Raw genomic sequence first — 25,981 nt, 5'->3', positions numbered from 1 at the left:
TTCCGGAGACCATCGCATGAGCCACAAGTTCGATCCGAGCATCCTGCGTGAGTACGACATCCGCGGCATCGTGGGCGGCACCGTCCATGCCGCCGATGCGCGGGCGATCGGGCGCACGCTGGGCACGCTCGTCCGTCGCAAGGGCGGAAAGAAGGTGGCGCTTGGCTACGACGGCCGCCTGAGCTCGCCCGAGCTTGCGGCCGCCTGCATCGAGGGCCTCACCTCGGCTGGCATCGACGTGCTGGACATCGGCCTCGCGGCGACGCCGATGCTCTACTTCGCGGTCTATCACCTTGAGACCGATGGCGGCATCCAGATCACCGGATCGCACAATCCGCCGGACTACAACGGCTTCAAGATGATGATGGGCAAGAAGTCGTTCTTCGGCGCTGACATCCAGACGCTGGGTGAGATGGCCGGCAAGGGCGACTGGGAGACGGGGCAGGGCAAGGTCGAGAAGCGGCCGATCCTCGCCGACTATGCCGCGCGCCTGCTGCGCGACGTGAAGCCCGGCAAGAAGCTCAAGGTCGCCTGGGATACCGGCAACGGCGCCGTCGGCGTGTCGATCCGCTCCGTCGTCGACAAACTCGAGGGCGAGCACTTCGTGATCAACGAGAAGGTCGATGGCACTTTCCCGGCGCATCATCCCGATCCGACGGTTCCGAAGAACCTCGAACAGCTCATCGCCCTGGTCGAGAAGCAGGGATGCGATCTCGGCATCGCTTTCGACGGCGACGGTGACCGTATCGGCGCGGTCGACGGCAAGGGCCGCATCCTGTGGGGCGACCAGCTGCTGGTCCTGTGGTCGCGCGACGTGCTGAAGAGCCATCCCGGCGCCACCATCATCGCCGACGTGAAGGCGAGCCAGGTGCTGTTCGACGAGATCGCCAAGGCCGGCGGCAAGCCGATGATGTTCAAGACCGGCCATTCGCTGATCAAGAGCAAGATGGCCGAGATCGGCTCGCCGCTCGCCGGCGAGATGAGCGGCCACGTGTTCTTCGCCGACACCTTCTACGGCTTCGACGATGCGCTCTATTGCGGCCTGCGCCTGCTCAACATCGTGGCCAACTCGAAGGAAAGCCTGGCCGAGATGCGCGACGGGCTGCCCCAGCCGATCAACACGCCCGAGCTGCGCTTCGACTGCCCGGACGACCAGAAGTTCGGCGTGGTCGAGAAAGTGAAGGCGCGGCTGCAGAAGGACGGCGCCAAATTCTCCGATGTCGACGGCGTGCGCGTCAGCACCAAGGACGGCTGGTGGCTCCTGCGGGCGTCAAATACGCAGCCCGTCCTGGTCGCGCGCTGCGAGGCGTCCGACGAAGCAGGCCTCGAGCGGCTGATGTCGGACCTGAAGGCCGCCCTCGCGGCGTGCGGCGTCGAGCTGCCGGACGACGCCTCGTCCGGCCATCACTGATGCGGTTTTTCTTCTACGGCACGTTGCTCGATCGCGACGTGACGGCCCTGGTCTTGCGGCGGCGCCTGCCGCCGCAGGCCTATACGGCGGCCAGCCTGCCGGGCCATGCGCGGCGACGAGTGGAAGGCGCCACCTATCCGATCGTGATCGCCGATCCGTGCGGCGAGGTGCCGGGCGCGATCGTCGGCGGCCTCAGCGATCGCGACGTTGCCTTGCTCGCGGCCTATGAAGGGCCGGGCTATCGCGTCGTGCCGCTCAGGGTGAAGGTTGGTGGGGCGATGACCGAAGTGTCGGTTTTCGAACCCATTCAATCGCGGCTAAAGCCCAGTCGCGAACTCTGGGACCTGACGCTCTGGCAGCGCCGTCACAAGCGGTCGTTCATCGATCGCCTGAGAAAGGCGATCAGCGTGCACCCGGCGTATTCCACGCCGTGACCTGCAGCGCCGAGCAGTAGATCTTCCGCTTTTCGAGGCGCTTGCAGCCTTCGGTGGCCTGTTCCTGCGACAGGTTGATGAGCCGTGCGCGATGGAAGACGCGGTTCGCCATCTGGACTTCGTCGACGATCGCCGAGGCCGAGCGGGCGTTGGGAAGCGCCGCGGTCGCGCGTTCGAGCGCGGCCTGCGCCGCGGCGGGCTCGCTGAAGGAGCCGACCTGGATCACCCAGCTCCCGAGAGCGGGCGTGTCCGGCGTGGCGGGCGCGGGCGGCGGCGAAGCGGCGGCCGGGGCCGCGGCGAATGCCGTCGTGTTGGCTGGTGCTGCCGGGGCGGGCGGTACGAAGCCGGCATACTTGGGGCTGACCTGCTGCGGCGGGGCCGCCGGCGGCTTGTAGGCCTCGGCAAAGCTGGCGCCGGGATCGAACTGGGCGGCTGTGTAGCGGGCAGAGCCGGGCTTGCGGATCGACGTCCAGGGCGAGAGCTGCATGGCCTGCGCCAGCGAGAAGCCGCGATCCATGAGGGCGGCCATCGTGCGGTCGCGCTGCGCGGCGCTGGTGCCGCCCATGACGACGCCGATCAGGCGGCGATTGTCGCGCATTGCCGACATCACGAGATTGAAGCCCGAGGCGTTCGTGTAGCCGGTCTTCAGTCCGTCGGCGCCTTCGTAGCTGCCGAGCATGCGGTTGTGATTCTCCAGCGTGCGCCCGCGATAGGAGTAGCTCTGCACGGAGAAGATTGCGTAGTAGTGCGGGTAGTCGCGCATCAGCGCGTTGGCGAGCTTGGCGAGATCGCGCGCCGTGGTGACCTGCTCGCTGTTCGGCAGGCCCGAGGCATTGCGGAACACCGTCGACGTCATGCCGAGCTGGCGCGCCTTCTGGGTCATCAGGCGGGCGAAGGCTTCCTCGCTGCCGGCGAGGCCTTCGGCCAACAGCACCGCGGCGTCGTTCGCGGAGCGCGTGACCAGCGCCATCGTGGCGTCGCGCACGTTTACGGTGCCGCCCGGCGTCATGCCCATCTTGGTCGGCGGCGCGTTGAGGGCGTTGATCGACACCTGCAAGCCATCGCCGAGCGACAGGCGGCCCGAATCGAGGGCAGAGAAGGTGAGGTAGATCGTCATCAGCTTGGTCAGCGAAGCGGGATGACGCAGTTCGTCGGCGCGGTCGGCGGCGAGTTCACGACCGCTCGTGGCATCGACGATCAGATAGGATTCACGGGCGTTGACGCCGGGATTGGGAACCCAGGACGAGGACGTGTTGCGCGAGGAAGCCTTGGCGCGGGCCTTGGCCGGCGGTGCGGCGCGCTTGATGGATGTCGTCTGGGCTTCGACCGGCGACGGCGCCATTGAAGCGCCGACGAAGAGAACGCCGAAGGCGAGCCAAGAAAGGCTGACCGCAATTCGCCTGAGGGGGAATATCATTGCGAATACGCCATACGCCAAATCTAATTCTTGTGCTCGACCAATAGGTTATGAGCAATTCCTGTAACTTTACTAAAGTTCGTGGGGCTATGCAACTTTGGTCATGCCGCTCTGCTGCCCTAGTTGGTTCGGATTATGCTGGGACCCCCAGAGGAGAGTGCGATGAAGGCTTTTTTCGTGACGCTGGCTGCCCTGGGCCTGCTTGCCGCAGCGCCGGCGGCGGCCCAGCGCCCCGATCGCAACGTCGAAAAGCCGATCGTGCGCAGTTTCCACTGGTTCGATTTCGTGGCGGCCAACGACATCCGCGCAGCCTGCGTGCCGGGCGGACGAAACCACCTGCGGCTGATCTACAACGCGCTCTGGGAGGAGCAGGTCCGCGCCTACGACATCTTCCTGCAGCCCGACGGCACGGCCGGTCTGAACATCGGGGTGCTCGAAGGACAGGGCACCGTCACAACCGGGATCACGAACATGTTGATCTCGCAGCCGTCGGACATCTTCGCGCCCTGGAGCATGAAGGGCGGCCAGCGGATCCTGAGCGTGGATGAAACCCGCGAACTCGTGGGGTTGCTCGAGCAGAGCCGGGCCTTCGGGCCTCCGCGAGACGGAATGCGCCTGCCGGACAACGACTTCTGGTGGACCGTGGCGTCCTGCCGGAACGGCGTCTGGGGCTTCCAAGCCTATCATTACCCGAGCGACGGCTTCGCCAATGTGAAGTTCTCCGCAAAGCTGTTCTCGTGGGACAAGGTGCCAATCCCCGTCAATCCGCCCCGCAAGCTGGAGCCTGCGGAACTGCGCCGCGACATGAACGCCCCGATCAGCCGGGCCCGTGCCGATCGCTGGATGCTCGTGGTGGGGAAGGATGGGCTCCGACCGAGGTAGCGGAATCGTTTGGGCTACCTATATAATTCCTGTGTGGCTTGGCTTTGGAGTGTGGCGACCAAGATGGACTTTCTGCGCAACGCAGGCGAATGGCGGTCAGGCGGACCGAGCGAGCCGCCGGGTGGACCGCCCCAGCAGCCGCCGCGTCGTGAAGACGGCGAGGGCGGCGACGACGGTCGCACTGGCGCGCTTACGCTCACGCGTACCCGCACCAAGAAGCCGTCGATGTACAAAGTCCTCATGCTCAACGACGACTACACGCCGATGGAGTTCGTCGTCGACGTTCTGCAGAACATCTTCCAGAAGAATCGCGAAGAGGCGACCGAGGTGATGCTGCACGTCCACCAGAAGGGCGTGGGCGTCTGCGGTGTCTACACATACGAGATCGCGGAGACGAAAGTGACCCAGACGGTCGATTACGCCCGCAAGAACCAGCACCCTCTCCAGTGCACGTTGGAGAAAGAGTAGAGCCGACCAAGAGTAGTTTGTTTTTCCAGTCGAGGTGGTCCGATGTCCATGCTGTCCAAGAACCTCGAGAAGTCCCTGCATCGCGCCTTCGGGCTCGCAGGTGAGCGTCGCCATGAATATGCGACGCTGGAGCACCTGCTGTTGTCGATGACCGAGGACGAGGATGCGGTGCCCGTTCTCAAAGCCTGCGGCGTCGATATCGACCGGCTGAGGCACGATCTCGAGACCTTCGTCGACAATCGCCTGAAGGGCATCATCACGCAGAATCCGAGCGAGCCGCTGCCGACCGCGGGCTTCCAGCGCGTCGTCCAGCGCGCCGCGGTGCACGTGCAGTCCTCGGGCCGCAACGAAGTGACCGGCGCCAACGTGCTGGTCGCGCTCTTCTCCGAGCGCGACAGCCATGCCGTCTCGTTCCTGGAGAACCAGGGCATGACGCGCCTCGATGCGGTCGACTACATCAGCCACGGCAAGGCCAAGGTGCCGGGCCGCTCCCGTGCGCGCCGCGTCAGCGGCTCGGAGGAGGAGGCGGGTGGCGAGTCCGCGGCCAAGCAGGGCAACGAGGCGCTGGCCGCCTACTGCGTCGACCTCAACCAGAAGGCCCGCGAGGGCCGCGTCGATCCGCTGATCGGCCGCGAGCACGAGGTCGAGCGCACGATCCAGGTCCTGTGCCGCCGCACCAAGAACAACCCGCTCTATGTCGGCGAGCCCGGCGTCGGCAAGACGGCGATCGCCGAAGGCCTTGCGCGCAAGATCGTCGACGGCGAGGTGCCGGAGGTCCTGAAGGAAGCGATCATCTACTCGCTCGACATGGGTGCGCTGCTGGCCGGCACGCGCTATCGCGGCGACTTCGAGGAGCGGCTGAAGGCCGTGCTGGGCGAACTCAAGAAGAAGCCGAACTCGGTTCTCTTCATCGACGAGATCCACACGATCATCGGCGCCGGCGCCACGTCGGGCGGCTCGATGGACGCGTCGAACCTGCTGAAGCCCTCGCTTCAGTCGGGCGAGCTGCGCTGCATCGGCTCGACGACCTACAAGGAGTATCGCAACTACTTCGAGAAGGATCGCGCGCTGGTCCGCCGCTTCCAGAAGATCGACGTGCCGGAGCCCACGATCAACGACGCGATCGAGATCATGAAGGGGCTGAAGCCGGTCTATGAGAAGCATCACCATGTGAGCTTCACCGACGACGCCATCAAGGCGGCGGTCGAGCTGTCGGCGCGCTACATCCACGATCGCAAGCTGCCGGACAAGGCGATCGACGTGATCGACGAGGTCGGCGCGGCCCAGATGCTGCGTGCGCCGGACAAGCGCAAGACCACGATCGAAGTAGCCGATATCGAGGATATCGTCGCCAAGATCGCCCGCATCCCGCCGAAGTCGGTCTCCAAGGACGATACCGAGCTGCTGCGCTCGATCGACCGCGACCTGAAGACGGTCGTGTTCGGCCAGGACCATGCAATCGATCAGCTCGCGGCCTCGATCAAGCTCGCGCGTGCGGGGCTGCGCTCGCCGGAGAAGCCGATCGGCAGCTACCTGCTGGCTGGCCCGACCGGTGTCGGCAAGACCGAGGTGACGCGCCAGCTTGCACGCCTGCTTGGCCTTGAAGTCATCCGCTTCGACATGTCGGAGTACATGGAACGGCACAGCGTCTCGCGGCTGATCGGCGCCCCGCCGGGCTATGTCGGCTTCGACCAGGGCGGCCTGCTCACCGACAAGGTGAACCAGCATCCGCATTGCGTCGTGCTGTTCGACGAGATCGAGAAGGCGCATCCGGACGTGTTCAACGTCCTGCTGCAGGTGATGGATTACGGCAAGCTCACCGACCATAACGGCCGGACGGTGGACTTCCGCAACGTCATCCTCTGCATGACTACCAATGCCGGCGCCGCTGACATCGCCAAGCCCGCGCTGGGCTTCGGCCGTGAGCAGCGGCACGACGAGGACAACGACGCGATCAACCGCATGTTCGCGCCGGAGTTCCGCAACCGTCTCGACGCGATCATCAAGTTCGCCAGCCTGGGCCCGGAATCGATGGGACGGGTGGTCGACAAGTTCGTGGCCGAGCTCGAAGTCCAGCTCGCCGACCGCAAGGTCTTCATCGAGCTGACCGACGGTGCACGCCGCTGGCTGGCGGAGAAGGGCTACGACAAGCTGTTCGGCGCCCGGCCGCTCGCCCGCGTGATCCAGGAATATGTGAAGAAGCCGCTGGCCGAGGAAGTGCTGTTCGGCAAACTCTCCGACGGCGGCACGGTCCGTGTCGACGTCGACGGGCCGGCCGAGACCGCCAAGCTCGTCTTCACCTTCCTGCCGCCTGAGCGCGGGGCGTTGCCGCCGGCCAATAAAGAGCCGGTGCTCGCCGAGTAGTGAGCGCCTTCAAGCCTCTCTGGGTCGCCCTGCGCGCCGCGGTGTTCGCCACCGCGGTGTTCTGGGTGGCCTTGTTCATCATCGAAAAGATCGGCTGGCAGGCGCCGCTCGGCCTCACCCAGCAGCTCGTCTTCTTCGTCGTGTTCTTCTTCGGAGTGCTGATGGCCAAGTAGGCCGTCAGCCCTCGTTTTCCTTCCTGAACGGCGAATACTGCATCAAGCCTTCGATCTCCTGCTGGACCGCGGGACGTTCGCGCTTGAGATATTCCGCGACGGCATGTCGGAAGTTCGGATCGACGATCCAGTGCGCCGAGTAGGTCGGCACCGGCAGGTAGCCGCGCTGGATCTTGTGGTCGCCTTGGGCACCGGCTTCGACACGCGCGAGGCCATGAGCGATCGCGTAGTCGATGGCCTGGTAGTAGCAGGCTTCGAAATGCAGGAAGGCGTGGCTTTCCAGGCAACCCCAGTAGCGCCCGTAGAGCGTGTCGTCGCCCTTGAGGTTGAGTGCCCCGCCGACCGGGCGTCCATCGGCTTCGGCCAGGACCAGCACGACCTTGTCGGCCATGGTCGACCCCAGGATGTCGAAGAAGGCACGTGTGAGATAGGGCGTGCCCCACTTGCGGCCGCCGGTATCCATGTAGAAGGCGAAGAAGGCATCCCAGTGCTCGGGGCGGATGTCGTCGCCGCTCAGCGTATGGATCGAGATGCCTTCGCGCTTCACGGCTTCGCGCTCCTTGCGGATCGCCTTGCGCTTGCGTGAGGCAAGGGCGCCGAGGAAATCATCGAAAGTACGATAGCCTTCGTTCTTCCAGTGATATTGCTGGCCCAGCCGCAACAGCCAGCCGTGCTCGCCGAAGCGCTTCCATTCTTCTTCGCTGCAGAAGGTGGCGTGGACCGAGCTGATATTGTTGTCGTCGGCCACCTTGGACAGCATGTCGATCAGGGCGTCGCGCACGGCATCCGCGAGCGGGCCGGGCTTGGCGAACAGGCGCGGCCCGGGCACCGGTGTGAAGGGCACGGCAACCTGGAGCTTGGGGTAATAGCGGCCGCCGGCACGTTCGAGGGCCTGTGCCCAGCCGTGATCGAACACATACTCGCCCTGGGAATGACTCTTCATGTAGAGCGGCGCGGCGCCCTGCAGGGTGCCGTCGTCCGATTCGGCCACCAGGTACTGCGGTTGCCACCCGGTGCGCCGTCCGACCGACTTGGAATCCTCCAGAGCCTTCAGGAAGCGGTAGCTGAGAAAAGGATTGCCCGCCGATCCGGGCGCGAGGGCGCAGGCATCCCACTGGGCGGCGTCGACCGCGGCGAGCGAGTCGACGATGCGCAGGCCTACTGTCGGGGCATCATCCGGCATACACACAGCATAGCGCGAATCGTGCCAGCACGATGGCTAATCGATACCGCCGATTCTACTCGGCAGGCTTGTGTTCGCGCGCGATCTCGTCGGGCGAATGGCTGAATTTGCGGGTCGCCCACAGGCTGAGCCGGTCGATATAGATCAGCATCACGGGCACTACGACGAGGGTGAGAAGGGTCGAGCTGATCAGGCCGCCGATGACCGCATGGGCCATCGGCGCACGCTGGCTGGCGCCTTCGCCGAGGCCCAGGGCCAGCGGCATCATGCCGAAGACCATGGCCAGCGTGGTCATCAGGATCGGCCGCAGGCGGATCGAACCGGCTTCGAGCAGGGCCTCGTTGACCGGCGCGCCGCGCTCGCGCGCCTGATTGAAGAAGTCGACAAGCAGGATGGCGTTCTTGGTGACGAGGCCCATCAGCATGATGAAGCCGATGGCTGAGAAGATGTTCAGCGTCGTGCCGGCGATCAGGAGGCCGAGGAACACGCCGATCAGCGACATCGGCAGCGACATCATAATGGCGATGGGCTGCAGGAAGCTGCCGAACTGCGAGGCCAGGATCAGGTAGATCAGGATGACGGCCATCAGCAGCGCCTGGCCGGCGTAGGCCGCGCTCTCGGCCATGTCCTTGGTCGAGCCGCCGAACACGAAGCGGTAGCCCGGCGGCAGCTTAGTCTCGGCCAGGATCTTCTGCAGGTCGCTCGAGACTTCGCCGGCCGAGCGGCCGAACACGTTGGCGGTGATCTGGACCTCGCGGTTGAGGTCGCGGCGGTTGATCTGCGAGGCGCCAACGTCGGTTATGACATCGGCAATCTGCGCGATATGCACCATGCGCGGCAGGCCGTTGGCCTCGGTGCCGGCGGTGAACCAGACCCGATGGAGGTCGGCGATGCCGCTGCGGTCGTCGGTCGGCAGGCGGACCATGACCATGTAGTTCTCGCCATCGGGTGCGCGCCACAGGCTGGTTTCGTCACCGGCGAACAGCGGCCGCAGCGACTGGGCGACCGAGGCCGAGCCAAGCCCGAGGTCGGAGGCGGCGTCACGGCGCAGGCGCACCGACAGGATCGGTTTCGCGGCCTTGAGATTGCGATCGAGGTCGACGAGGCCGCGGATGCCGGCGGCGCGCTTCATCACGTCCTGCGAGATCGTGTCGAGCGTGTTGGTGTCCGGTCCCTGCAGCGAAAGCTGGAGCTGCTTCTGGACGCCGCCACCCGGACCGCCGGGAATGTTGATGGAGACCAGGATGCCCGGGATGCTGGCCAGCCGCTCGCGGATCGGCTGGGCAAGCTGGTCGGGCGAGCGCGTGCGCTGCTTCAGCGGCTTCAGCTTGAGATAGAGGCTCGCCTGGTTCTTGCCGTTGGCATAGCCGGTGTTGACCGTGCCGTAGGTGTATTCGATCTCGGGAAACTCGCGGATCGCCGCATCGACCTGGCGCAGCTTGGCCTCGGTGTATTCCAGCGAGGAGCCGACCGGCGTTTCGATACTCACGACCTGCTCGCCGAGATCGGCCTGGGGCACGAACTCGAAGCCGATGTATTTCGGCAAGGCGAAGCTGCCGACGAAAGTGCCCAGCGCGATCAGTAGCGTGAGCTTGGGCCAGCGCAACGCCCAGCCCAGCACGACACGATAGACGCCGTTGGCCTTCTCCTGCGCGCCGTTGACGATGCGGGCGAAGCGGCCGTTGCCGTGGGCCTGCGGGTCGTACCAGACCGACGACAGCATCGGATCGAGGGTGAAGGACACGAACAGCGAGATCAGCACGGCGGCCGAGACCATGACGCCGAACTGGAAGAAGAAGCGGCCGATGATGCCGCCCATGAAGGCGACGGGCAGGAACACCGCCACGATGCAGAAGGTCGTGGCCAGCACGGCCAGGCCGATCTCGTTGGTGCCGTCGATGGCGGCCTGGCGGTGCGTCTTGCCGAAGCCGATGTGGCGCATGATGTTCTCGCGCACCACGATCGCGTCGTCGATCAGGATGCCGATGGCGAGGCTGAGCGCCATCAGGGTGAGCACGTTCAGGGTGAAGCCGAACGCGGCCATCACCATGAAGGCGCCGAACACCGAGATCGGCAGGGCGAGGCCGGTGATGACCGTGCTGCGCCAGGAATGCAGGAACAGGAAGACGATGGCGATGGTGAGCAGGCCGCCCTCGACCATCGTCTGCTGGACGTTGTCGACCGAGTTCTGGATGCCGCGCGAGCTGTCGCGCACGATCTCCAGCTTCACATCCGGGGGCAGGGACGTCTGCAGCTCCGCCACGGCGCGACGAACGCCACGGGCCACTTCGATGGTGTTGGAGCCCTGGGTCTTCACCACGTCGATGGCGAGCGCCCGTTCGCCGTTCAGCATGGCGACGTTTTCCAGCTCCTGCTGGCCGTCGACCACGTTGGCGACCTGGCGGAGATAGACTGGCGCCTGGCCGCGGCGGGCCACGATCAGGTCGGCGAAGTCGGCCGGTTCGACGACCCGGCCGGTGACCTCGATCACCCGGTCGTCGTTGCCGCGCTGGACGTTGCCGGCGGGGAAGTTCTGATTCTCGTCCTTGATCGCCCGCATGATGTCGTTCACGCCGACGCGAAGGGCGTGCATGCGGCCAGGATCGAGCTCGATGTTGATCTGGCGCTTCAGGCCGCCGGCGATGGTGGCGCGGCCGACATCGCGCACCGTCTGCAGGCGCTTGATGATGATCTGGTCGGCCAGGGTCGTGAGATCGCGCACCGAGCGGACGTCGGAGCGCACGGCGATCGACACGATCGGCTGGTCGTCCGGGTTGAAGCGCTGGATCAGCGGTTCCTTGATCTCCGGCCGGAAGGCCGCCCGGACCATCTGCACCTTCTCGCGGACGTCCTGCATCGCGACGGCGGACGGCACCGACAGCTCGAACTCGGCGATGACGATCGACCGGCCTTCGAGCGACCGCGAGGTCAGCGTCTTCAGGCCGGCGATGGCATTGACCGATTCCTCGATCTTGCGGCTGATCTCGCTCTCGACCGTCTCCGGTGAAGCGCCGGGATAGTCGGTCGTGACCACGACGATCGGGAAATCGACGTTGGGGAACTGGTCGATGCCGAGCTGGCGATAGGAGAACAGGCCCATCACCAGCAACGCCACCATCATCATGGTGGCGAAGACCGGATTGTCGACCGCGATCTGGGTGAGCTTCACGGCGGCGGCCTAGCGGGTTTCGACAATCTTGACAGGCTGGCCGGCCCGAAGGCCGGGCAGGGGCGCCGAGACCACGGTCATACCCGATTCGAGGCCCTTCACCTCGACCAGTTCGCCGCGCGACCAGGTCCGCACCGCGCCGACCGGCTTGCGCACCAGCGCGTCGTTCTCGACGACCAGTACATACTCACCCTGATCGTCCTTGCGCATCGCCGAGGCGGGGACGGCCAGTGCATGACCCTTCTCCTGCACAGTGACGCTGCCGGTGCCGAACAGGCCGCCGCGCAAGGCCTCGTGGCGGTCGGTGATCTCGACATAGACGGGAATCGAGCGGGAGCCGGCCTGCGTGGTCGGGCTGATGCGGGTGATCCTGCCGTCGAACACACGGTCGCCGAAGCCTTCGAGCGTGACGGTGGCGGCCTGGCCGACCTTCATGCGGATCACGTCGGCCGCGGGCATCTGGGCGGCGATCTCGACATGGCTTGTGTCGAGTAGGGCCAGGATCTTGCCGTCGATCGGCAGCGATTCGCCCTGGTTGGCGATGCGCTCGCCCACCACGCCGTCGAACGGCGCCTTCACCTCGGCATCGGCCAGGTTCTTGCGGGCGACGTCGAGCTGGGCTTCGCTGACGGCAACCATGGAGGCGCGGTTCTCGGCCGTCGCGCGCGCCTGGTCGGCGGCGGATTGCGAGACGATGTTGCGGTTGGCAAGTGTCTCCTTGTCGGAGCGGTCGCGCGCGGTCCAGCGCGCGTCGGCGCGGGCGGCTTCGAGAGCCGACTGGCGCTCGTTCATCTTCGCCTGCAGTTCGGTCGTCTCGAAGCGCGCCAGCACCTGGCCTTCGGTGACATGGTCGCCCTCGCGGACCAGAACCTCGGCGAGGCGGCCGGAGACGCGGCTCTTCACGATGGTCTGGTCGATCGGCTGCGTGGTGCCGGTGAACCGGACAACATCGACAAGGCCGCGCGGCTTGATCGTATGGACTTCGGCGGGGATCAACTCGAGTGCGCGATCGGTCGTCTTCGCGGCAACGGCGCCGTTGCCGGCGGTCGGCGCGACCTTGCCGCGCTTCCAGGCGAAGGCGCCGCCGCCCACCAACAGGCTGGCGCCGACGATGGCGAGGACGATCTTGCTTCTGGTTTTCATGGCCGCAGCCCTTTGAGTACGAAGTCGAGATAGGCGGCGTAGTACTGGTCGCTGTCGACCTTGCCGGGATCGAACGGCGCCAGCGAACGCTTCCAGACGGAGAACATGGCAAGCGGCTGCACCACCAGGATGGCGGTGGTCTCCAGGTCGGCAAGGGGACGGAACTCGCCGCTCTCCACGCCGCGCCGCAAGGTGCGGGCGAAGAGGTCGCGGCCGCGCACGTCGAAGTGGGTGCAGTAGAAACGCGCGACCTCGGGGAAGTTGCCGGCCTCGGCCAGGATCAGCTTCACGACACCGCCGGCCGGGCTCTCCTCGAAGGCGCGGAAGCCGGCGACCAGGCCGCGCAACAGCTCCTCGCTCGTTCCTTCGAAGCGGTCGATCAACTCGCTCGCCGACGCGAGCGGACCCTGGACGGCTTCGGTGATGACCGCTTTGAAGAGCTCTTCCTTGTTCTTGAAGTAGAGGTAGGGGAGGCCCTTGCTGACAGACGCCGCCTTGGCGACGTCTTCCAGCTTGGTGGCGGCAAAACCCCGGGTGACGAACAGGTCGAGCGCCGCACGGGCAATCTCGGAGGCACGGTCTTCCGGCCGCCGGACGCGGGTTGGGCTTAGAGGGACGGTATTGACTGACCGGTCAGTATCCATGTTCCGCCATGTAATGCGGAAACGGCAGTCGTTCAAGCCGCGTTTGCTGGGGCCGGACAGAAAAAAGTCCGGCAGACCGAAGTCGCCGGACGCTTTGGCTAGTTTCGCCTTTCCACCTCCGCAAGCGAAGGTGTCGGATCGGCTTGATGCTCGTCTTCTGTTAGGTGGCCTCCGGTGGGGCCCCTAGAGGGGGCACCCACACGGAAGCCGAAAGGCGTTGGTTAGAGGGGTCAAAGTAAACTTTGACCTACGCCCTTTCCTATTTACTGCTTCTTCTTCTTAGCAGCCTTCTTCTTCGCAACCTTCTTCTTAGCAGCCATAACTGTCTCCTATGGTTAGCTATGAGGTCCCCAACCGTGAGGCCCCCGGGGTACGCTGGTACGCTACGCCACGCATGCTCAACTGCAGCCGGTGGTGCCGCCGCAGGTTGTGCATTTGAGGCACGTCCCGTTGCGGACCATGGTGAAGTTGCCGCATTCCGGACAGGCATCCCCTTCAAAGCCCTTGAGCTTCGCCGTGAAGGCTTGTCCCAAGGATGAGGAGGATGCTTCTCCGAGCGCGACGCTGACGACGGCCGCCTTGGCGATGTGCGCCGAAGCGACGGCTGGTCCGTCGGTCAGTCCGTGGGGCAGGGCGGCGCCTGCAATCGCCTCGTCGGCGATCGCGGCATTGCCGGCACTCCTGCCGTTCAATACGTAAAGGTTGCTGCGCACATAGCCGACGCTGGCGATGCGGCTGACCGCGGCGGCGGCCGCTTCGGCGGCATTCGTGCCGGGCGAGGGCAGCTCACCCTGGACTTCGCCACGGCCGACGCCATCGGGGCGGAGGTCAGCCTGCTCGACATGCGCGAGGTCGTTGCGCCCGAGATAGGAGATCGCCAGCTCGCGGAAGATATAGTCGAGCACCGACGTCGACATCTTGATCGCGTCGTTGCCCTCGACCAGGCCCGACGGCTCGAACCGGGTGAAGGTGTAGGCCTCGACGAATTCCTCGAGGGGCACGCCGTATTGCAGGCCGATCGAGATCGCGATGGCAAAGTTGTTCATGAGGCTGCGGAACGCCGCGCCTTCCTTGTGCATGTCGACGAAGATCTCGCCGACGCGGCCATCTTCGTATTCACCGGTCCGGAGATAGACCTTGTGGCCGCCGACGATGGCTTTCTGGGTATATCCCTTGCGGCGCTGCGGCAGCCGCTCGCGGCCGGCCCGGACCTCGCGCTCGACGATGCGTTCCACGATCCGCTCGGCAATGATCGGCGCCCGCGCGACCGGAGACAGGTCGGCAAGGTCGTCATTGGCCGCAACGTCATCGCCCAAGGCCATCGCAGAGAGGGGCTGCGATAGCTTGGAGCCGTCACGGTAGAGGGCGTTGGCTTTCAATCCGAGCTTCCACGACATCTCATACGCCTTGCGGCAATCCTCGACCGTCGCTGCGTTGGGCATGTTGACGGTCTTGGAGATGGCACCCGATACGAAGGGTTGTGCTGCTGCCATCATGCGTATGTGACTCTCTGCAGACAAGCAGCGCATGCCATCTCGTCCACAGGGATTCGCACAATCGAACACATAAAGATGCTCACGCTTGAGATCGCGTGCGCCTTCCACGCTCATCGTGCCACACGCATGGACGTTCGCGGCGGCGATGTCGCTGCGTGAGAAGCCGAGGCGAGAGAGGATGTCGAGCTTGGGATCGACAAGCATCTCGTCGTCGAGGCCGAGCGTTTCACGGCAGAAGACTTCGCCCAGCGTGTAACGCGAGAAGGCGAAACGGATGTCGAAAGCCGTGACGATTGCCCGGTCGATCCGTTCCAGGGTCGCGGCGTCGAAGCCGCGGGCGGCAAGGCTCTGATGGTTGATCGCCGGCGCGGCGGCAAGCGAGCCGTGGCCCACCGCATGGTCGACGATGCGCGTGATCGCGGCGTCGTCGTAGCCCAGGGTGCGCAGCGCCAGCGGGACGGTCTGGTTGATGATCTTGAAATAGCCGCCGCCAGCCAATTTCTTGAACTTAACCAGGGCAAAGTCGGGCTCGATACCGGTCGTATCGCAGTCCATCACCAGCCCGATCGTGCCCGTCGGCGCGAGTACGGAGACTTGTGCGTTGCGGTATCCGTGACGTTCGCCCAGCGCCAGCGCGCGATTCCAGACCCGGCGGGCCGCGGCGACGAGCCGGTCGTCGCTGCAGTTGGCTGCATCGAGGGGCTGCGGCGCGATGGAGAGACCTTCATAGGCCTCGGTCGAGCCCAGGGCGGCATGCCGATGGTTGCGGATGACCCTCAGCATGGGCTCGCGATTGGCCGTGAAGCCCGGGAAGGCGCCCATCAGGCCCGCCATCTCGGCCGACGTTGCATAGGCGGTGCCGGTCATGATCGAGGTGAGGGCGCCAGCGATGGCTCGGCCCTTGGCCGAGTCGTAGCCGAGGCCCGATGCCATCAGCAGCGCGCCGAGATTGGCGTAGCCCAGGCCCAGGGTCCGGTATTCGTAGGAGAACTCGGCGATCCGGCGCGATGGGTATTGCGCCATCATCACCGAGATCTCGAGGACGACCGTCCACAGCCGGCTGGCATGTTCCAGCGCCTCGACATCGATCGAGCCGTCCTCGCGCCGGAACCGCATCAGGTTCAGCGAGGCGAGATTGCACGCCGTGTCGTCGAGGAACATGTACTCCGAGCACGGGTTCGAGGCGTTGATGCGCCCCGATTCGGGGCAGGTGTGCCAGTCGTTGATCGTCGTGTCGTACTGGACGCCCGGATCGGCGGAATGCCAGGCGGCTTCGGCGACCTGGTCCCACAGGGCGCGAGCCCGCATCGTCTGGGTCGTCTTGCCGGTCGTGCGCTCGGTCAGTGCCCACTGACGGTCCTCTTCGACCGCGCGCAGGAACGCATCTGTGACGCGCACCGAGTTGTTGGCGTTCTGCCCGGAAACCGACGCATAGGCTTCCGAGTCCCAATCCGTGTCGAAGCTCGGGAACTCGATGTGCCGGTAGCCCTGGCGGGCGAACTGGATGACCCGCTGGATGTAGTTCTCGGGCAGCTCGGCTTGCCGGGCTGCGACGATCTCGCGCCGCAGCTTCGAATTCTGCCGCGGATCGAAGGCGGCTTCGCCTTCGGCACCGTCGAGGCAGGCGCGCATCACGGCATTGAGATGCCGGTTGGCCAGACGCGAGCCCGCGACCAGGGCGGCGACCTTCTGCTCCTCGAGCATCTTCCAGGAGATGAACTCCTCGATGTCGGGATGGTCGATGTCGACGCTCACCATCTTGGCCGCGCGGCGCGTGGTGCCGCCCGACTTGATGGCGCCAGCCGCGCGATCGCCGATCTTGAGGAACGACATCAGGCCGGAAGACTGCCCGCCGCCGGAGAGCTTCTCGCCCGAGCCGCGCACGCGGGAGAAGTTTGAGCCGGTGCCGGAGCCGTACTTGAAGAGGCGCGCCTCGCGGATCCACAGATCCATGATGCCGCCTTCGTTCACCAGATCGTCGGCGACACTCTGGATGAAGCAGGCATGCGGCTGCGGCCGCTCGTAGGCCGAGGCCGACGGATGGGCCTGACCATCACGATGATCGACGAACCAGTGACCTTGGCCCGGGCCATCGATGCCGTAGGCCCAGTGCAGACCGGTGTTGAACCACTGCGGAGAGTTTGGCGCGCAAATCTGCGCCGCGAGCATGAAGCACTGCTCGTCATAGAAGGAGCGGGCATCCTCCTCGCTGTCGAAGTAGCCGCCCTGCCAACCCCAGTAAGTCCAGGCACCGGCCATCCTGTGGAAAACCTGGCGAGCGCTGCTCTCGCTGCCGAAGCGCTCGGCCTCGGGCATCGCGGCAAGCGCTGCCTCGTCGGGCACCGAACGCCACAGCCACTCCGGCACGTCGGCATCGGCGACGCGGATCGTGTGCGCGGGCACGCCGGCACGGCGGAAATACTTCTGCGCGAGAACGTCGGCTGCGACCTGCGACCACGCGGCCGGCACTTCGATGTTCTTCAACTGGAAGACGATTGACCCGTCCGGGTTGCGAATTTCGGAGTCGGCAGCACGAAACGCCATTCCTGCGAATGGCGATTTTCCTGCTTGCGTATACCGACGCTCGAAGCGCATCGACGATCCCCCGTGCCCGTTCCCGCCATTCTGGTTCCCTGTCGCGGGGGGTGTTCGATCTAGATCGAACACGCACATATGGGCACGAGATGATAGTAAATTACAAAATCTTGTGGGCGCAACTACATTTTGTAGACCAGGGTGTTGATGATACTAGATGATGCAAGTGAGCAACAGGTGATCGAATCACTCGATTCGCTGTCGTCGAATGACACGAATCGAGCGTCCTTCGCGTCGCGTTGCACGCGATGGAGCGCCCGCGTACAAGCGGCGCAGTCACTTACTAACGTGGTTCGTACATGATCATCGGCACCTGGCTCTTCACCAAGATGCGCGGCGAACTCGTCGGCACTGATGCGGAGGGCAACCGCTACTTCCAGGACAAGCGCATCGTCGCCGGCATGCGGCGCAAGCGCTGGGTGATGTACAACGGCGTCGCCGAAGCGTCGCGCATCCCTCCCGAATGGCATGGTTGGCTGCACAACATGCTCGCCGATCCGCCGCCTGCCGGCGGTGCGCCGCGCAAAGCGTGGCAGAAGGAACATCTGCCCAATCTTACGGGCACCGATCATGCCTATCGGCCTCCGGGTCATGCGCTGTCCGAGGGCGAGAAGCCCAAGCCTCCCTATGAGGCGTGGCGTCCAGGCTGACGGCGCAGGCAGCGGGGGAAACGCGCGTGGGCCGCAATATTGTCGAGACGATCGTGGGCGCGCTGGTGCTGGTGGTGGCCGGCGCGTTCGTTTTTTACGCCTTTTCGAAATCCGATCGTGCGGGCCCTGACGGCTACGAACTCGTCGCCCGCTTCGGCCGCATCGACGGCTTGAAGCGCGGCGCCGACGTGACCTTGAGTGGGGTCAAGATCGGCAGCGTCACGAGCTACAGCCTCGATCCCAAGACCTATCAGGCGGTGGTGCGTCTCGCGGTTACATCGAACGTCGATCTGCCGGCCGACACCAACGCCAAGATCGTGAGCGAGTCGCTGCTGGGCGGTATGGTCGTCGTGCTCGAGCCGGGTAGTGACAAGCAGATGCTGAAGAATGGTGGCGAGATCCATCAGACGCAGGATTCGATCCCGCTCACCGAACTGATCGCCAAGTTCATGTTCGGCAGCACGAGCAGTAAGTGATGGGCACCCAATCCCCGAAGGAGCCGCCGGTCTGGCGGCAGCCGGACGGCAAGCCGGTCTCATGCCTCGAAAAGATCAAAGTCCTGAACCAGAACATCCAGGAGATCGAAAGCCTCTGCGCCGACGCGCTGGAGGACGGGGTTCTGATGGGATGCGACGCGACTCAGATAAAGCAGGCGCTTCACGAACTGATCGACGGGTTGACGCCGCCCCGCGCCAAGAGTTGAGCATGCGCGGGCTGCTCGTCTTCGCTGTCCTCGTGGCAGGAATCGGCGCGGCGTCGGCACAAACACCGCCACCGCCGGCACAACAGCAACCTCCGCAACGCCCGGGCAACGCCAACCTGCGACCCGTGCCGGACGGTCCCGGAGTGCGGTCGGCCGAACTGCAGGGGCTCGACAAGGTGACGGCCCGCACCCAGCGCTTCTATGTGCCGGTCGGCAAGTCGACGCGCTTCGGTACGCTCGAGGTCACGGTCAGCGATTGCCTCGTGAACGTGCCCGAGGCGCCGCCGGAATCGGTGGCCTATCTCACCATCATCGATCACAAGCCCGGCCAGGCGGAAGAGAAGCTGTTCGCCGGCTGGATGTTCGCCTCGACGCCGTCGCTGTCGGCACTCGACCACGGCGTCTACGATTTGCGCGTGCTCTCCTGCACGATGGCGCAGGGATCGTCTCCGCCCAGCTCGCGCTGAAACTCGGCCGGCTGGTCGATCGCATCGGCCAGCAGCGCCTTGAAGTCGTCGCGCGGGATTTCGACCGCGCCGAAGCTGCGTAGATGCTCGGTCATGAACTGGCAGTCGAGTAGCCGGAAGCCACCCTTGATCAGCCGCGCCACCAAATGGACGAGGGCCACCTTCGAGGCGTCACGCTCGCGGCTGAACATGCTCTCGCCGAAGAACGCGGCGCCCACCGAGACGCCGTACAGGCCGCCGACCAGCCGACCGTCGACGCGGCACTCAAGGCTGTGCGCGTAACCGCGCGCGTGCAGCTCCGTGTAGAGAGCGACGATCGGTTCGTTGATCCAGCTTTCGGGATGGCCAGGGCGCGGCTCGGCGCAGGCGCGCACCGTCTCGGCAAAGGCGGTGTCGGCACTCACCTCGAAGTGGCCGCCGCGGACCGTGCGCGCCAGCCGGTGCGAGAGGTGGAAGCCATCGAGCGGCAAGACCGCGCGCAGGCGGGGATCGAGCCAATAGAGCTTGGGATCCTGGCGGCTTTCCCCCATGGGAAAGACACCGATGCGATAGGCCTGGAGCAGGAGGTCGGGTGTGATCTCCAGCATGCCGGCTCTACTTCTTCAGGCCGACCAGCTTCTCCAGCCAGTGGATGTCGTAGTCGCCGTCGATGAAGGCTTGCTCGCCGATGATGCGGCGATGCAGCGGGATCGTGGTGTCGATGCCCCCGACCACGAACTCCTCGAGCGAACGGCGCAAACGCATCATGCATTCGTTGCGGCTGCTGCCGTTTACGATCAGCTTGGCGACCATCGAGTCGTAGTAGGGCGGAATCGCGTAGCCGGCATAGAGGCCAGAATCAACGCGCACGCCCAGTCCGCCCGGCGAGTGATAGTCGGTGACGGTGCCGGGGCAGGGAACGAAGGTCTCGGGGTTCTCGGCATTGATCCGGCACTCGATGGCGTGGCCCTGGATCACGATGTCCTTTTGCGTGAGGCCGAGAGGCGAGCCGGAAGCGATGCGGATCTGCTCGCGCACGAGATCGATGCCCGTCACCGCCTCGGTGATCGGATGCTCGACCTGCAGGCGGGTGTTCATCTCGATGAAGTAGAATTCGCCGTCCTGGAACAGGAATTCCATGGTGCCGGCGCCGCGATACTTGAGCTTGCGGACGGCATCGGCCGCCAACTCGCCGATCCGGTTGCGCTGCTCGGCGTTCAGCGCCGGCGAGGGCGCTTCTTCCAGAACCTTCTGATGGCGGCGCTGCAGCGAGCAGTCGCGCTCGCCGAGATGGATGCCGGCGCCGAGCCCGTCGCCCAGCACCTGGATCTCGATGTGGCGCGGCCGGCCGAGATACTTTTCGACATAGACCGAATCGTTGCTGAACGCGGCCTTGGCTTCGGCGCGGGCCAGCGAGAAGGCTTCGGCGGCCGCCTCGGGGCCGTCGACGACCTTCATGCCGCGTCCGCCGCCGCCGGCGACGGCCTTGATCAGCACCGGCCAGCCGATCTTGGTGCCCAGTTCGATGACTTCCTCGACGGAGTCGACCGGACCCGGCGAGCCCGGCACCAGCGGCAGGCCAAGTTCCTTGGCAGTCTGCTTGGCCACGATCTTGTCGCCCATCATCGAGATGTGCTGCGGCGTCGGACCGATGAAGGTGAAGCCATGTGCCTCCACCGCCTCGGCGAAGCGCGCATTCTCCGACAGGAAGCCGTAGCCCGGATGGATCGCGTCGGCGCCGGCGATCGTCGCGGCCGACAGGATCGCGGGAATGTTGAGATAGCTCTCGCGCGCCGGCGGCGGGCCGATGCACACCGATTCGTCGGCCAGGCGCACATGCATCGCGTCGCTGTCCGCGGTCGAGTGGACCGCGACCGTCTGGATACCCATCTCGCGGCAGGCGCGATGGATGCGAAGTGCGATCTCGCCGCGATTGGCGATGAGGACCTTGTCGAACATCGGCACTGGTGCCCCTTACTCGACGATCATCAGCGGTTCGCCAAACTCCACCGGCCGGCCGTTCTCGATCAGGACCTGGGTCACCGTGCCGGCCTTCGGAGCCTTGATCGGATTGAAGGTCTTCATCGCCTCGATGATGAGCAGCGTCTGGCCGGCCGTCACCTTGTCGCCCACCGCGACGAAGTTCGGCTTGCCGGGCTCGGGCGCCAGATAGGCGGTGCCCACCATCGGCGACTTCACGAGGCCGGGATGCTTGGAGAGATCGCCTGAAGCGGCGGCAGGCGCACCGGTTGCAGCGACCGGAGCGGCCGCCGCGGCGGGGGCGGCCGCCATCATGACGGGGGCCGCCTGCGCGACGGGCGCGGCCGGACGGGCGACGCGGATGCGCCGCTCACCGTCGGCCAGCTCGATCTCGCCGAGTTTGGTTTCCTCGAGAATTGCCGCCAGCTTGCGGACGAACTCGGTATCCAGTTCGAACTTTGCCATGGAGAAACGCTCCCGATGTTGGTCAGCGTGCCAGCAGGCGCGCCAGCGCCTGGAGGGCGAGGAGATAGCCTTGAGTTCCGAGACCCGCGATCACGCCGACCGCGGCCGGGCTGATGTACGAATGATGCCGGAAGCTCTCACGCTTGTAGATGTTGGAAAGATGGACCTCGATGGCCGGCAGCTCGGCGGCATTGAGCGCGTCGAGCAGGGCCACCGACGTATGGGTGTAGGCGCCGGCATTGATGACAATGCCGGAATTGCCCTCGCGCGCGGCCTGGATGCGGTCGACCAGCACGCCCTCGTGATTGCTCTGGGCGAATTCGACCTCGAGACCGAGGCGTGCAGCTTCGGCGCGGCACGCCGTCTCGACGTCCGTCAGCGTCTCGCGGCCGTAGATCTCCGGCTGACGCTTACCCAGCATGTTGAGGTTCGGCCCGTTGAGCACCAGCACCGGCTTGAGGGCCGGCGGGCGCCGGGCGGCCTTTGCGGCCAATCCTGCCTCCCAGAATCACAAGAGGCGGGCGTTATAGCATGGGGAGTCGGGGCCACAAGGCGGCCTCAGGGCCGGTTTCTCAACAGCTTGGCGTGGGTGAACAGTCGGTCACACAAGCCGTTGAGGGCGAGACGCTCCTCGGAGGACAGGGCCTCGTAGAGTTTAGCCTCGTATTCGAGCGCCAGCGGGACGATCCTAGCATGCATCGTGCGACCTTTCGGGCTGAGCTGCAGCGAGGCTCGCCGCCGGTCGTCCAGATCGGTGTTCCGCTCGACCAGGCCGCGCTTCATCAGGCCCGCGACCGCCCGGCTGACGGCAACCTTGTCCATGACGATCCGCTGTCCCACATCGGAAGCCGTGAGCGGAGCGAACCGGCCGAGGGCCGCCATCACCCGCCACTGCGTAACGCTGAGGCCATAGGGCCCGGCGTATAGATCGTGCAGCGATTCGCTGACCAGCTGGGCCAGGACGGAGAGGCGGTAGGGGAGAAATTTCTCCAGTTCGAGGGCTTGCGCTTCGATCGGCATAATAGTTACATTTGAAACTAATTCAGCCGGGAGGTCAAACATGGCGAGTGTCAGCGAAGCCAAGATCCTGGAGATCGACGCCGTGAACCCGATGGGCACCGACGGGTTCGAGTTCGTCGAATACACCGCCCCCGATCCCGCGGCGCTGGGCGCCCTGTTCGAGAGCATGGGCTTCACCAAGGTGGCGAAGCATCGCTCCAAGGACGTCTCGCTCTACCGGCAGGGCGACGTGAATTTCATCGTGAACGCCGAGAAGGAGAGCTTCGCCCAGGGCTTCGCGCGCGTGCACGGCCCCAGCGTCTGCGCCATCGCGCTGCGCGTGAAGAATGCCGGCGCCGCCTACAAGCGCGCGCTGTCGCTCGGCGCCTGGGGCGTCGAGGGCAAGGTCGGGCCGATGGAGCTCAACATCCCGGCGATCAAGGGTATCGGCGATTCGCTGCTCTATCTGGTCGATCGCTACGGCGAGCGCGGTTCCATCTACGACGTCGACTTCGAGTGGCTGCCGGGCGTCGACCACAATCCGAAGGGCGTCGGCCTCACCTATATCGATCACCTGACGCACAACGTGCATCGCGGCCGCATGGCCGAGTGGGCCGATTTCTACGAACGGCTCTTCAATTTCCGCGAGATCCGATACTTCGACATCGAGGGCAAGCTGACCGGCCTCAAGTCCAAGGCAATGACCAGCCCGTGCGGCAAGATCCGCATCCCGATCAACGAGAGCACCGACGACAAGTCGCAGATCCAGGAATACCTCTCCGCCTATCACGGCGAGGGCATCCAGCACATCGCGCTGGGCACCGGCGACATCTACGAGACGGTCGAGACGCTGAAGGGCAAGGGCGTGCCGTTCCAGACCGTGCCCGACACCTATTATGAGCAGATCGAGGAGCGCTTGCCGGGCCATGGCGAGGACCTGGCGCGACTGGCGGCCGACCGCATCCTGATCGACGGCGCGCCGACCAAGGGCGGCGGCCTGTTGCTGCAGATCTTCACCCAGACCGTGATCGGTCCGATCTTCTTCGAGATCATCCAGCGCCGCGGCAACGAAGGTTTCGGCGAAGGCAATTTCCGCGCGCTGTTCGAATCGATCGAACTCGACCAGATCCGCCGCGGCGTGTTGAAGGCCTAGCAAAGAACGAAACGACAGAACGACGGAGGAAGCCATGGCCAAGAACTGGATCCCATTGCGCCAGGTCGAGGGCACCGCCTCGCGGCAGGCCCATGTGCGCCTGCCCGAGGGCACCTACGAGCGCGAGATCAGCAAGGAGGGCTTCTTCGGCCCGTCCGCGCAGTTCCACCACAAGCACAAGCCGACCGACTGGGTCGAATTCGACGGCCCGATCCGGCCGCGCGCCCTCGATCTTAACAAGCTGGTGACGGCCCAGGCCAATCCCTGGAATGCCGAACAGGTGATGGGCAACACCCACCTGCAGATGCGCATCTGGCGGCTCGACAAACCGATGCCTGACCTGGCGCGAAACAGCGACGGCGACCAGCTCCTGTTCGTCCACGAGGGCAACGGCGCGCTGTTCTGCGACTACGGCCACCTCGACTATGCCGAGGGCGACTATCTCGTGATCCCGCGCGGCACGATGTGGCGCCTGGAGCCCGCCAAGCCGACCGTGTCGCTGATGATCGAGGCGACCAACGACCACTTCACCTTGCCGGAGAAGGGACTGGTCGGCCGGCATGCGATCTTCGACCCGGCGATGCTCGATACGCCGCGCATCGACGATGTGTTCCGCGCGCAGCAGGACGAGCGGTCTTGGAAAGTCTCGGTGAAGCGCCGCAACACGCTCTCGACCGTGACCTTCCCGTTCAATCCTTTGGATGCGGTGGGCTGGCATGGCGATCTCAGCGTCGTGCGCATCAACTGGCGCGACTTGCGGCCGTTGATGAGCCATCGCGCCCATCTGCCGCCGTCGGCGCACACGACGTGGGCGACAAGCCGCTTCGTCGTCTGCACCTTCGTGCCGCGTCCGCTGGAGAGCGATCCGGAAGCGCTGCGCCTGCCGTTCTTCCACAACAACGACGATTTCGAAGAGGTGATCTTCTATCACAAGGGCAGCTTCTTCAGCCGCGACAACATCCATCCCGGCATGATGACGGTGCATCCCAGCGGCTTCACGCATGGGCCACATCCCAAGGCGTTCAAGGCGGCGACGACCAAGGTCGGCAGTGGCGGCAAGACCGAGACCGACGAGGTCGCGGTGATGATCGACACGCGCGACGCGGTGGACGTTGCCGCGATGCCGGCCGGCGTCGAGTTCGAGGGCTATGTGAAATCGTGGCGGCCGGCGGACGTGAAGCAGGCGGCGGAATAGGGAAGCGCATAATGAAACTGGGATCGCTCAAGGAAGGCGGCCGTGACGGCACGCTGATCGTCGTGAACCGTGATCTGACGCGCGGTGTCCGGGCCACGACCGTGGCGCCCACATTGCAGAGGGCGCTCGACGACTGGGCCACCAACGGGCCGAAGCTGCGGGACCTCGCCGAGCAGCTCGAGGACGACAAGGCGGTCGGCTCCTTCGAGCTCGACACGACCGCGCTGGCGGCGCCACTGCCGCGTGCCTACCAGTGGGCCGACGGCTCGGCCTACGTCGTGCACGTCGAGCTGGTGCGCAAGGCGCGTGGTGTCGAGATGCCGCCGTCCTTCTGGACCGATCCGTTGATGTACCAGGGCGGCTCGGATTCCTTCATCGGGCCCAACGACGAGATCGAGATGGCCGACGAGGCCTGGGGCATCGATTTCGAGGGCGAGATCGGCGTGATGGTCGACGACGTGCCGATGGGTATCTCGCCCGAGGCTGCGCGCAAGCACATCAGGCTGGTGACGATCCTGAACGACGTGTCGCTGCGCAATGTCATCGTAACCGAGCTCGGCAAGGGCTTCGGTTTCTTCCACGGCAAGCCCGCGACGGCGTTCGCACCGGTCGCCGTGACGCCGGACGAGCTGGGCGACGACTGGAACGGCGCGCGGCTCGACCGGCCGCTGATCTCGATCCTGAACGGCAAGGAATTCGGCCGTCCCAACGCCGCGACCGATCTCACCTTCGACTTCGGCCAGCTCATTGCGCACGCCGCGCGCACGCGACACCTCGAAGCGGGGACGATCGTGGGCTCGGGCACGGTGGCGAACCGCGATGCGGCTGTCGGTTGCTCCTGCATCGCCGAGCGACGCGTGCGCGAGACGATCGAGGGCGGCAAGCCGGTGACGCCGTTCATGAGCTTCGGCGACCATATCCGCATCGAAATGTTCGACCGTGCCGGAAAATCGATCTTCGGGGCGATCGACCAGAAGGTCGTGCGCTACACGCCACCCGCCTGAGCCGTGC

General features: G+C 65.3%; 24 protein-coding genes. 13 read left to right on the top strand and 11 right to left on the bottom strand.

Features of this window, described 5'->3' with window-relative positions; genetic code table 11:
- Positions 1-16: 16 nt before the first annotated feature.
- Both pgmG and AC1RP5_RS13610 read left to right on the top strand, forming a co-directional pair.
- Complete coding sequence (gene pgmG, locus AC1RP5_RS13615; RefSeq protein WP_493111305.1) at positions 17-1,411, top strand: phosphoglucomutase/phosphomannomutase PgmG; 1,395 nt, start codon at positions 17-19, stop codon at positions 1,409-1,411.
- Positions 1,411-1,845, top strand: coding sequence for a gamma-glutamylcyclotransferase family protein (locus AC1RP5_RS13610; RefSeq protein WP_493111303.1), 435 nt, complete (start codon positions 1,411-1,413; stop codon positions 1,843-1,845). The genes pgmG and AC1RP5_RS13610 overlap by 1 nt, the downstream gene beginning before the upstream one ends.
- On the opposite strand, the gene AC1RP5_RS13605 is transcribed toward AC1RP5_RS13610, so the two are convergent.
- Positions 1,814-3,187, bottom strand: coding sequence for a D-alanyl-D-alanine carboxypeptidase family protein (locus AC1RP5_RS13605; protein ID WP_493111301.1), 1,374 nt, complete (start codon positions 3,185-3,187; stop codon positions 1,814-1,816). The genes AC1RP5_RS13610 and AC1RP5_RS13605 overlap by 32 nt on opposite strands.
- Before the next feature lie 237 nt (positions 3,188-3,424).
- Between AC1RP5_RS13605 and AC1RP5_RS13600 the strand changes: the two genes are divergently transcribed.
- The 4 genes from AC1RP5_RS13600 to AC1RP5_RS13585 all read left to right on the top strand — a co-directional run bounded on the left by AC1RP5_RS13600 (position 3,425) and on the right by AC1RP5_RS13585 (position 7,149).
- On the top strand, positions 3,425-4,144 hold the full coding sequence (locus AC1RP5_RS13600) for a hypothetical protein (RefSeq protein WP_493111300.1): 720 nt from the start codon (positions 3,425-3,427) through the stop codon (positions 4,142-4,144).
- Positions 4,145-4,207: 63 nt separating this feature from the next.
- The gene (clpS, locus tag AC1RP5_RS13595; RefSeq protein ID WP_493111298.1) at positions 4,208-4,612 is read left to right on the top strand and encodes an ATP-dependent Clp protease adapter ClpS; all 405 of its coding nucleotides are present in this window, start codon (positions 4,208-4,210) and stop codon (positions 4,610-4,612) included.
- Between the two features lie 42 nt (positions 4,613-4,654).
- Positions 4,655-6,976 (top strand): ATP-dependent Clp protease ATP-binding subunit ClpA, encoded by a 2,322-nt coding sequence (gene clpA / locus AC1RP5_RS13590; protein ID WP_493111296.1) that lies wholly within the window; start codon positions 4,655-4,657, stop codon positions 6,974-6,976.
- Positions 6,976-7,149: a hypothetical protein gene (locus AC1RP5_RS13585; protein ID WP_493111294.1), complete on the top strand. Its 174-nt coding sequence runs from the start codon at positions 6,976-6,978 to the stop codon at positions 7,147-7,149. Before clpA ends, AC1RP5_RS13585 begins: the two co-directional genes overlap by 1 nt.
- Before the next feature lie 4 nt (positions 7,150-7,153).
- Here AC1RP5_RS13585 and AC1RP5_RS13580 read toward each other — a convergent pair whose 3' ends face one another.
- From AC1RP5_RS13580 to AC1RP5_RS13560, 5 genes are all read right to left on the bottom strand, one after another.
- On the bottom strand, positions 7,154-8,332 hold the full coding sequence (locus AC1RP5_RS13580) for a GNAT family N-acetyltransferase (RefSeq protein WP_493111292.1): 1,179 nt from the start codon (positions 8,330-8,332) through the stop codon (positions 7,154-7,156).
- Between the two features lie 55 nt (positions 8,333-8,387).
- Positions 8,388-11,501 carry an efflux RND transporter permease subunit gene (locus AC1RP5_RS13575; RefSeq protein ID WP_493111291.1) on the bottom strand — a complete coding sequence of 1,038 codons (3,114 nt, stop codon included), beginning with the start codon at positions 11,499-11,501 and terminating at the stop codon, positions 8,388-8,390.
- 9 nt (positions 11,502-11,510) lie between these two features.
- Positions 11,511-12,644 (bottom strand): efflux RND transporter periplasmic adaptor subunit, encoded by a 1,134-nt coding sequence (locus AC1RP5_RS13570; RefSeq protein WP_493111290.1) that lies wholly within the window; start codon positions 12,642-12,644, stop codon positions 11,511-11,513.
- Entirely contained in the window at positions 12,641-13,288 is a 648-nt protein-coding gene (locus AC1RP5_RS13565; RefSeq protein WP_493111289.1) for a TetR/AcrR family transcriptional regulator, read from the bottom strand. The genes AC1RP5_RS13570 and AC1RP5_RS13565 overlap by 4 nt, the downstream gene beginning before the upstream one ends.
- Positions 13,289-13,686: 398 nt before the next feature.
- A complete protein-coding gene (locus tag AC1RP5_RS13560; protein ID WP_493111287.1) occupies positions 13,687-17,379 on the bottom strand; it encodes a vitamin B12-dependent ribonucleotide reductase in 3,693 nt (1,230 codons plus the stop codon).
- A 299-nt stretch (positions 17,380-17,678) separates the two neighbouring features.
- Here AC1RP5_RS13560 and AC1RP5_RS13555 point away from each other — a divergent pair, with 299 nt between their 5' ends.
- Genes AC1RP5_RS13555 through AC1RP5_RS13540 form a run of 4 tightly spaced genes read left to right on the top strand, consistent with a single transcriptional unit; the run spans position 17,679 to position 19,199 of the window.
- A complete protein-coding gene (locus tag AC1RP5_RS13555; RefSeq protein WP_493111285.1) occupies positions 17,679-18,029 on the top strand; it encodes an NADH:ubiquinone oxidoreductase subunit NDUFA12 in 351 nt (116 codons plus the stop codon).
- A gap of 26 nt (positions 18,030-18,055) precedes the next feature.
- Positions 18,056-18,505, top strand: coding sequence for an outer membrane lipid asymmetry maintenance protein MlaD (gene mlaD / locus AC1RP5_RS13550; protein ID WP_493111284.1), 450 nt, complete (start codon positions 18,056-18,058; stop codon positions 18,503-18,505).
- Complete coding sequence (locus tag AC1RP5_RS13545) at positions 18,502-18,732, top strand: hypothetical protein (RefSeq protein ID WP_493111282.1); 231 nt, start codon at positions 18,502-18,504, stop codon at positions 18,730-18,732. The genes mlaD and AC1RP5_RS13545 overlap by 4 nt, the downstream gene beginning before the upstream one ends.
- 2 nt (positions 18,733-18,734) lie before the next feature.
- Positions 18,735-19,199, top strand: a complete 465-nt coding sequence (locus tag AC1RP5_RS13540) for a DUF2155 domain-containing protein (protein ID WP_493111281.1) — start codon at positions 18,735-18,737, stop codon at positions 19,197-19,199.
- On the opposite strand, the gene aat is transcribed toward AC1RP5_RS13540, so the two are convergent.
- The 5 genes from aat to AC1RP5_RS13515 form a co-directional block, all read right to left on the bottom strand.
- On the bottom strand, positions 19,136-19,786 hold the full coding sequence (gene aat / locus AC1RP5_RS13535) for a leucyl/phenylalanyl-tRNA--protein transferase (RefSeq protein WP_493111279.1): 651 nt from the start codon (positions 19,784-19,786) through the stop codon (positions 19,136-19,138). The two genes, AC1RP5_RS13540 and aat, sit on opposite strands and share 64 nt — an antisense overlap.
- A gap of 7 nt (positions 19,787-19,793) precedes the next feature.
- On the bottom strand, positions 19,794-21,137 hold the full coding sequence (gene accC / locus AC1RP5_RS13530) for an acetyl-CoA carboxylase biotin carboxylase subunit (RefSeq protein ID WP_493111277.1): 1,344 nt from the start codon (positions 21,135-21,137) through the stop codon (positions 19,794-19,796).
- Positions 21,138-21,152: 15 nt separating this feature from the next.
- Complete coding sequence (gene accB, locus AC1RP5_RS13525) at positions 21,153-21,623, bottom strand: acetyl-CoA carboxylase biotin carboxyl carrier protein (RefSeq protein WP_493111275.1); 471 nt, start codon at positions 21,621-21,623, stop codon at positions 21,153-21,155.
- Between the two features lie 22 nt (positions 21,624-21,645).
- Positions 21,646-22,116: a type II 3-dehydroquinate dehydratase gene (gene aroQ / locus AC1RP5_RS13520; protein WP_493111273.1), complete on the bottom strand. Its 471-nt coding sequence runs from the start codon at positions 22,114-22,116 to the stop codon at positions 21,646-21,648.
- A gap of 65 nt (positions 22,117-22,181) precedes the next feature.
- Positions 22,182-22,643, bottom strand: coding sequence for a MarR family winged helix-turn-helix transcriptional regulator (locus AC1RP5_RS13515; RefSeq protein ID WP_493111272.1), 462 nt, complete (start codon positions 22,641-22,643; stop codon positions 22,182-22,184).
- 40 nt (positions 22,644-22,683) lie between these two features.
- Between AC1RP5_RS13515 and hppD the strand changes: the two genes are divergently transcribed.
- From hppD to AC1RP5_RS13500, 3 genes are read left to right on the top strand one after another with little or no spacing between them, the layout of a single operon-like run.
- On the top strand, positions 22,684-23,775 hold the full coding sequence (gene hppD / locus AC1RP5_RS13510; RefSeq protein ID WP_493111270.1) for a 4-hydroxyphenylpyruvate dioxygenase: 1,092 nt from the start codon (positions 22,684-22,686) through the stop codon (positions 23,773-23,775).
- 34 nt (positions 23,776-23,809) lie between these two features.
- Entirely contained in the window at positions 23,810-24,970 is a 1,161-nt protein-coding gene (locus tag AC1RP5_RS13505) for a homogentisate 1,2-dioxygenase (RefSeq protein WP_493111268.1), read from the top strand.
- Positions 24,971-24,981: 11 nt separating this feature from the next.
- Positions 24,982-25,974 (top strand): fumarylacetoacetate hydrolase family protein, encoded by a 993-nt coding sequence (locus AC1RP5_RS13500; protein ID WP_493111266.1) that lies wholly within the window; start codon positions 24,982-24,984, stop codon positions 25,972-25,974.
- Positions 25,975-25,981: the final 7 nt, after the last annotated feature.

The sequence above is a fragment of the Reyranella sp. GW821-FHT12G01 genome, assembly GCF_058806575.1.
Note: the sequence above shows the minus strand (reverse complement) of the source record. Positions and strands in the feature narration are given on the sequence as shown.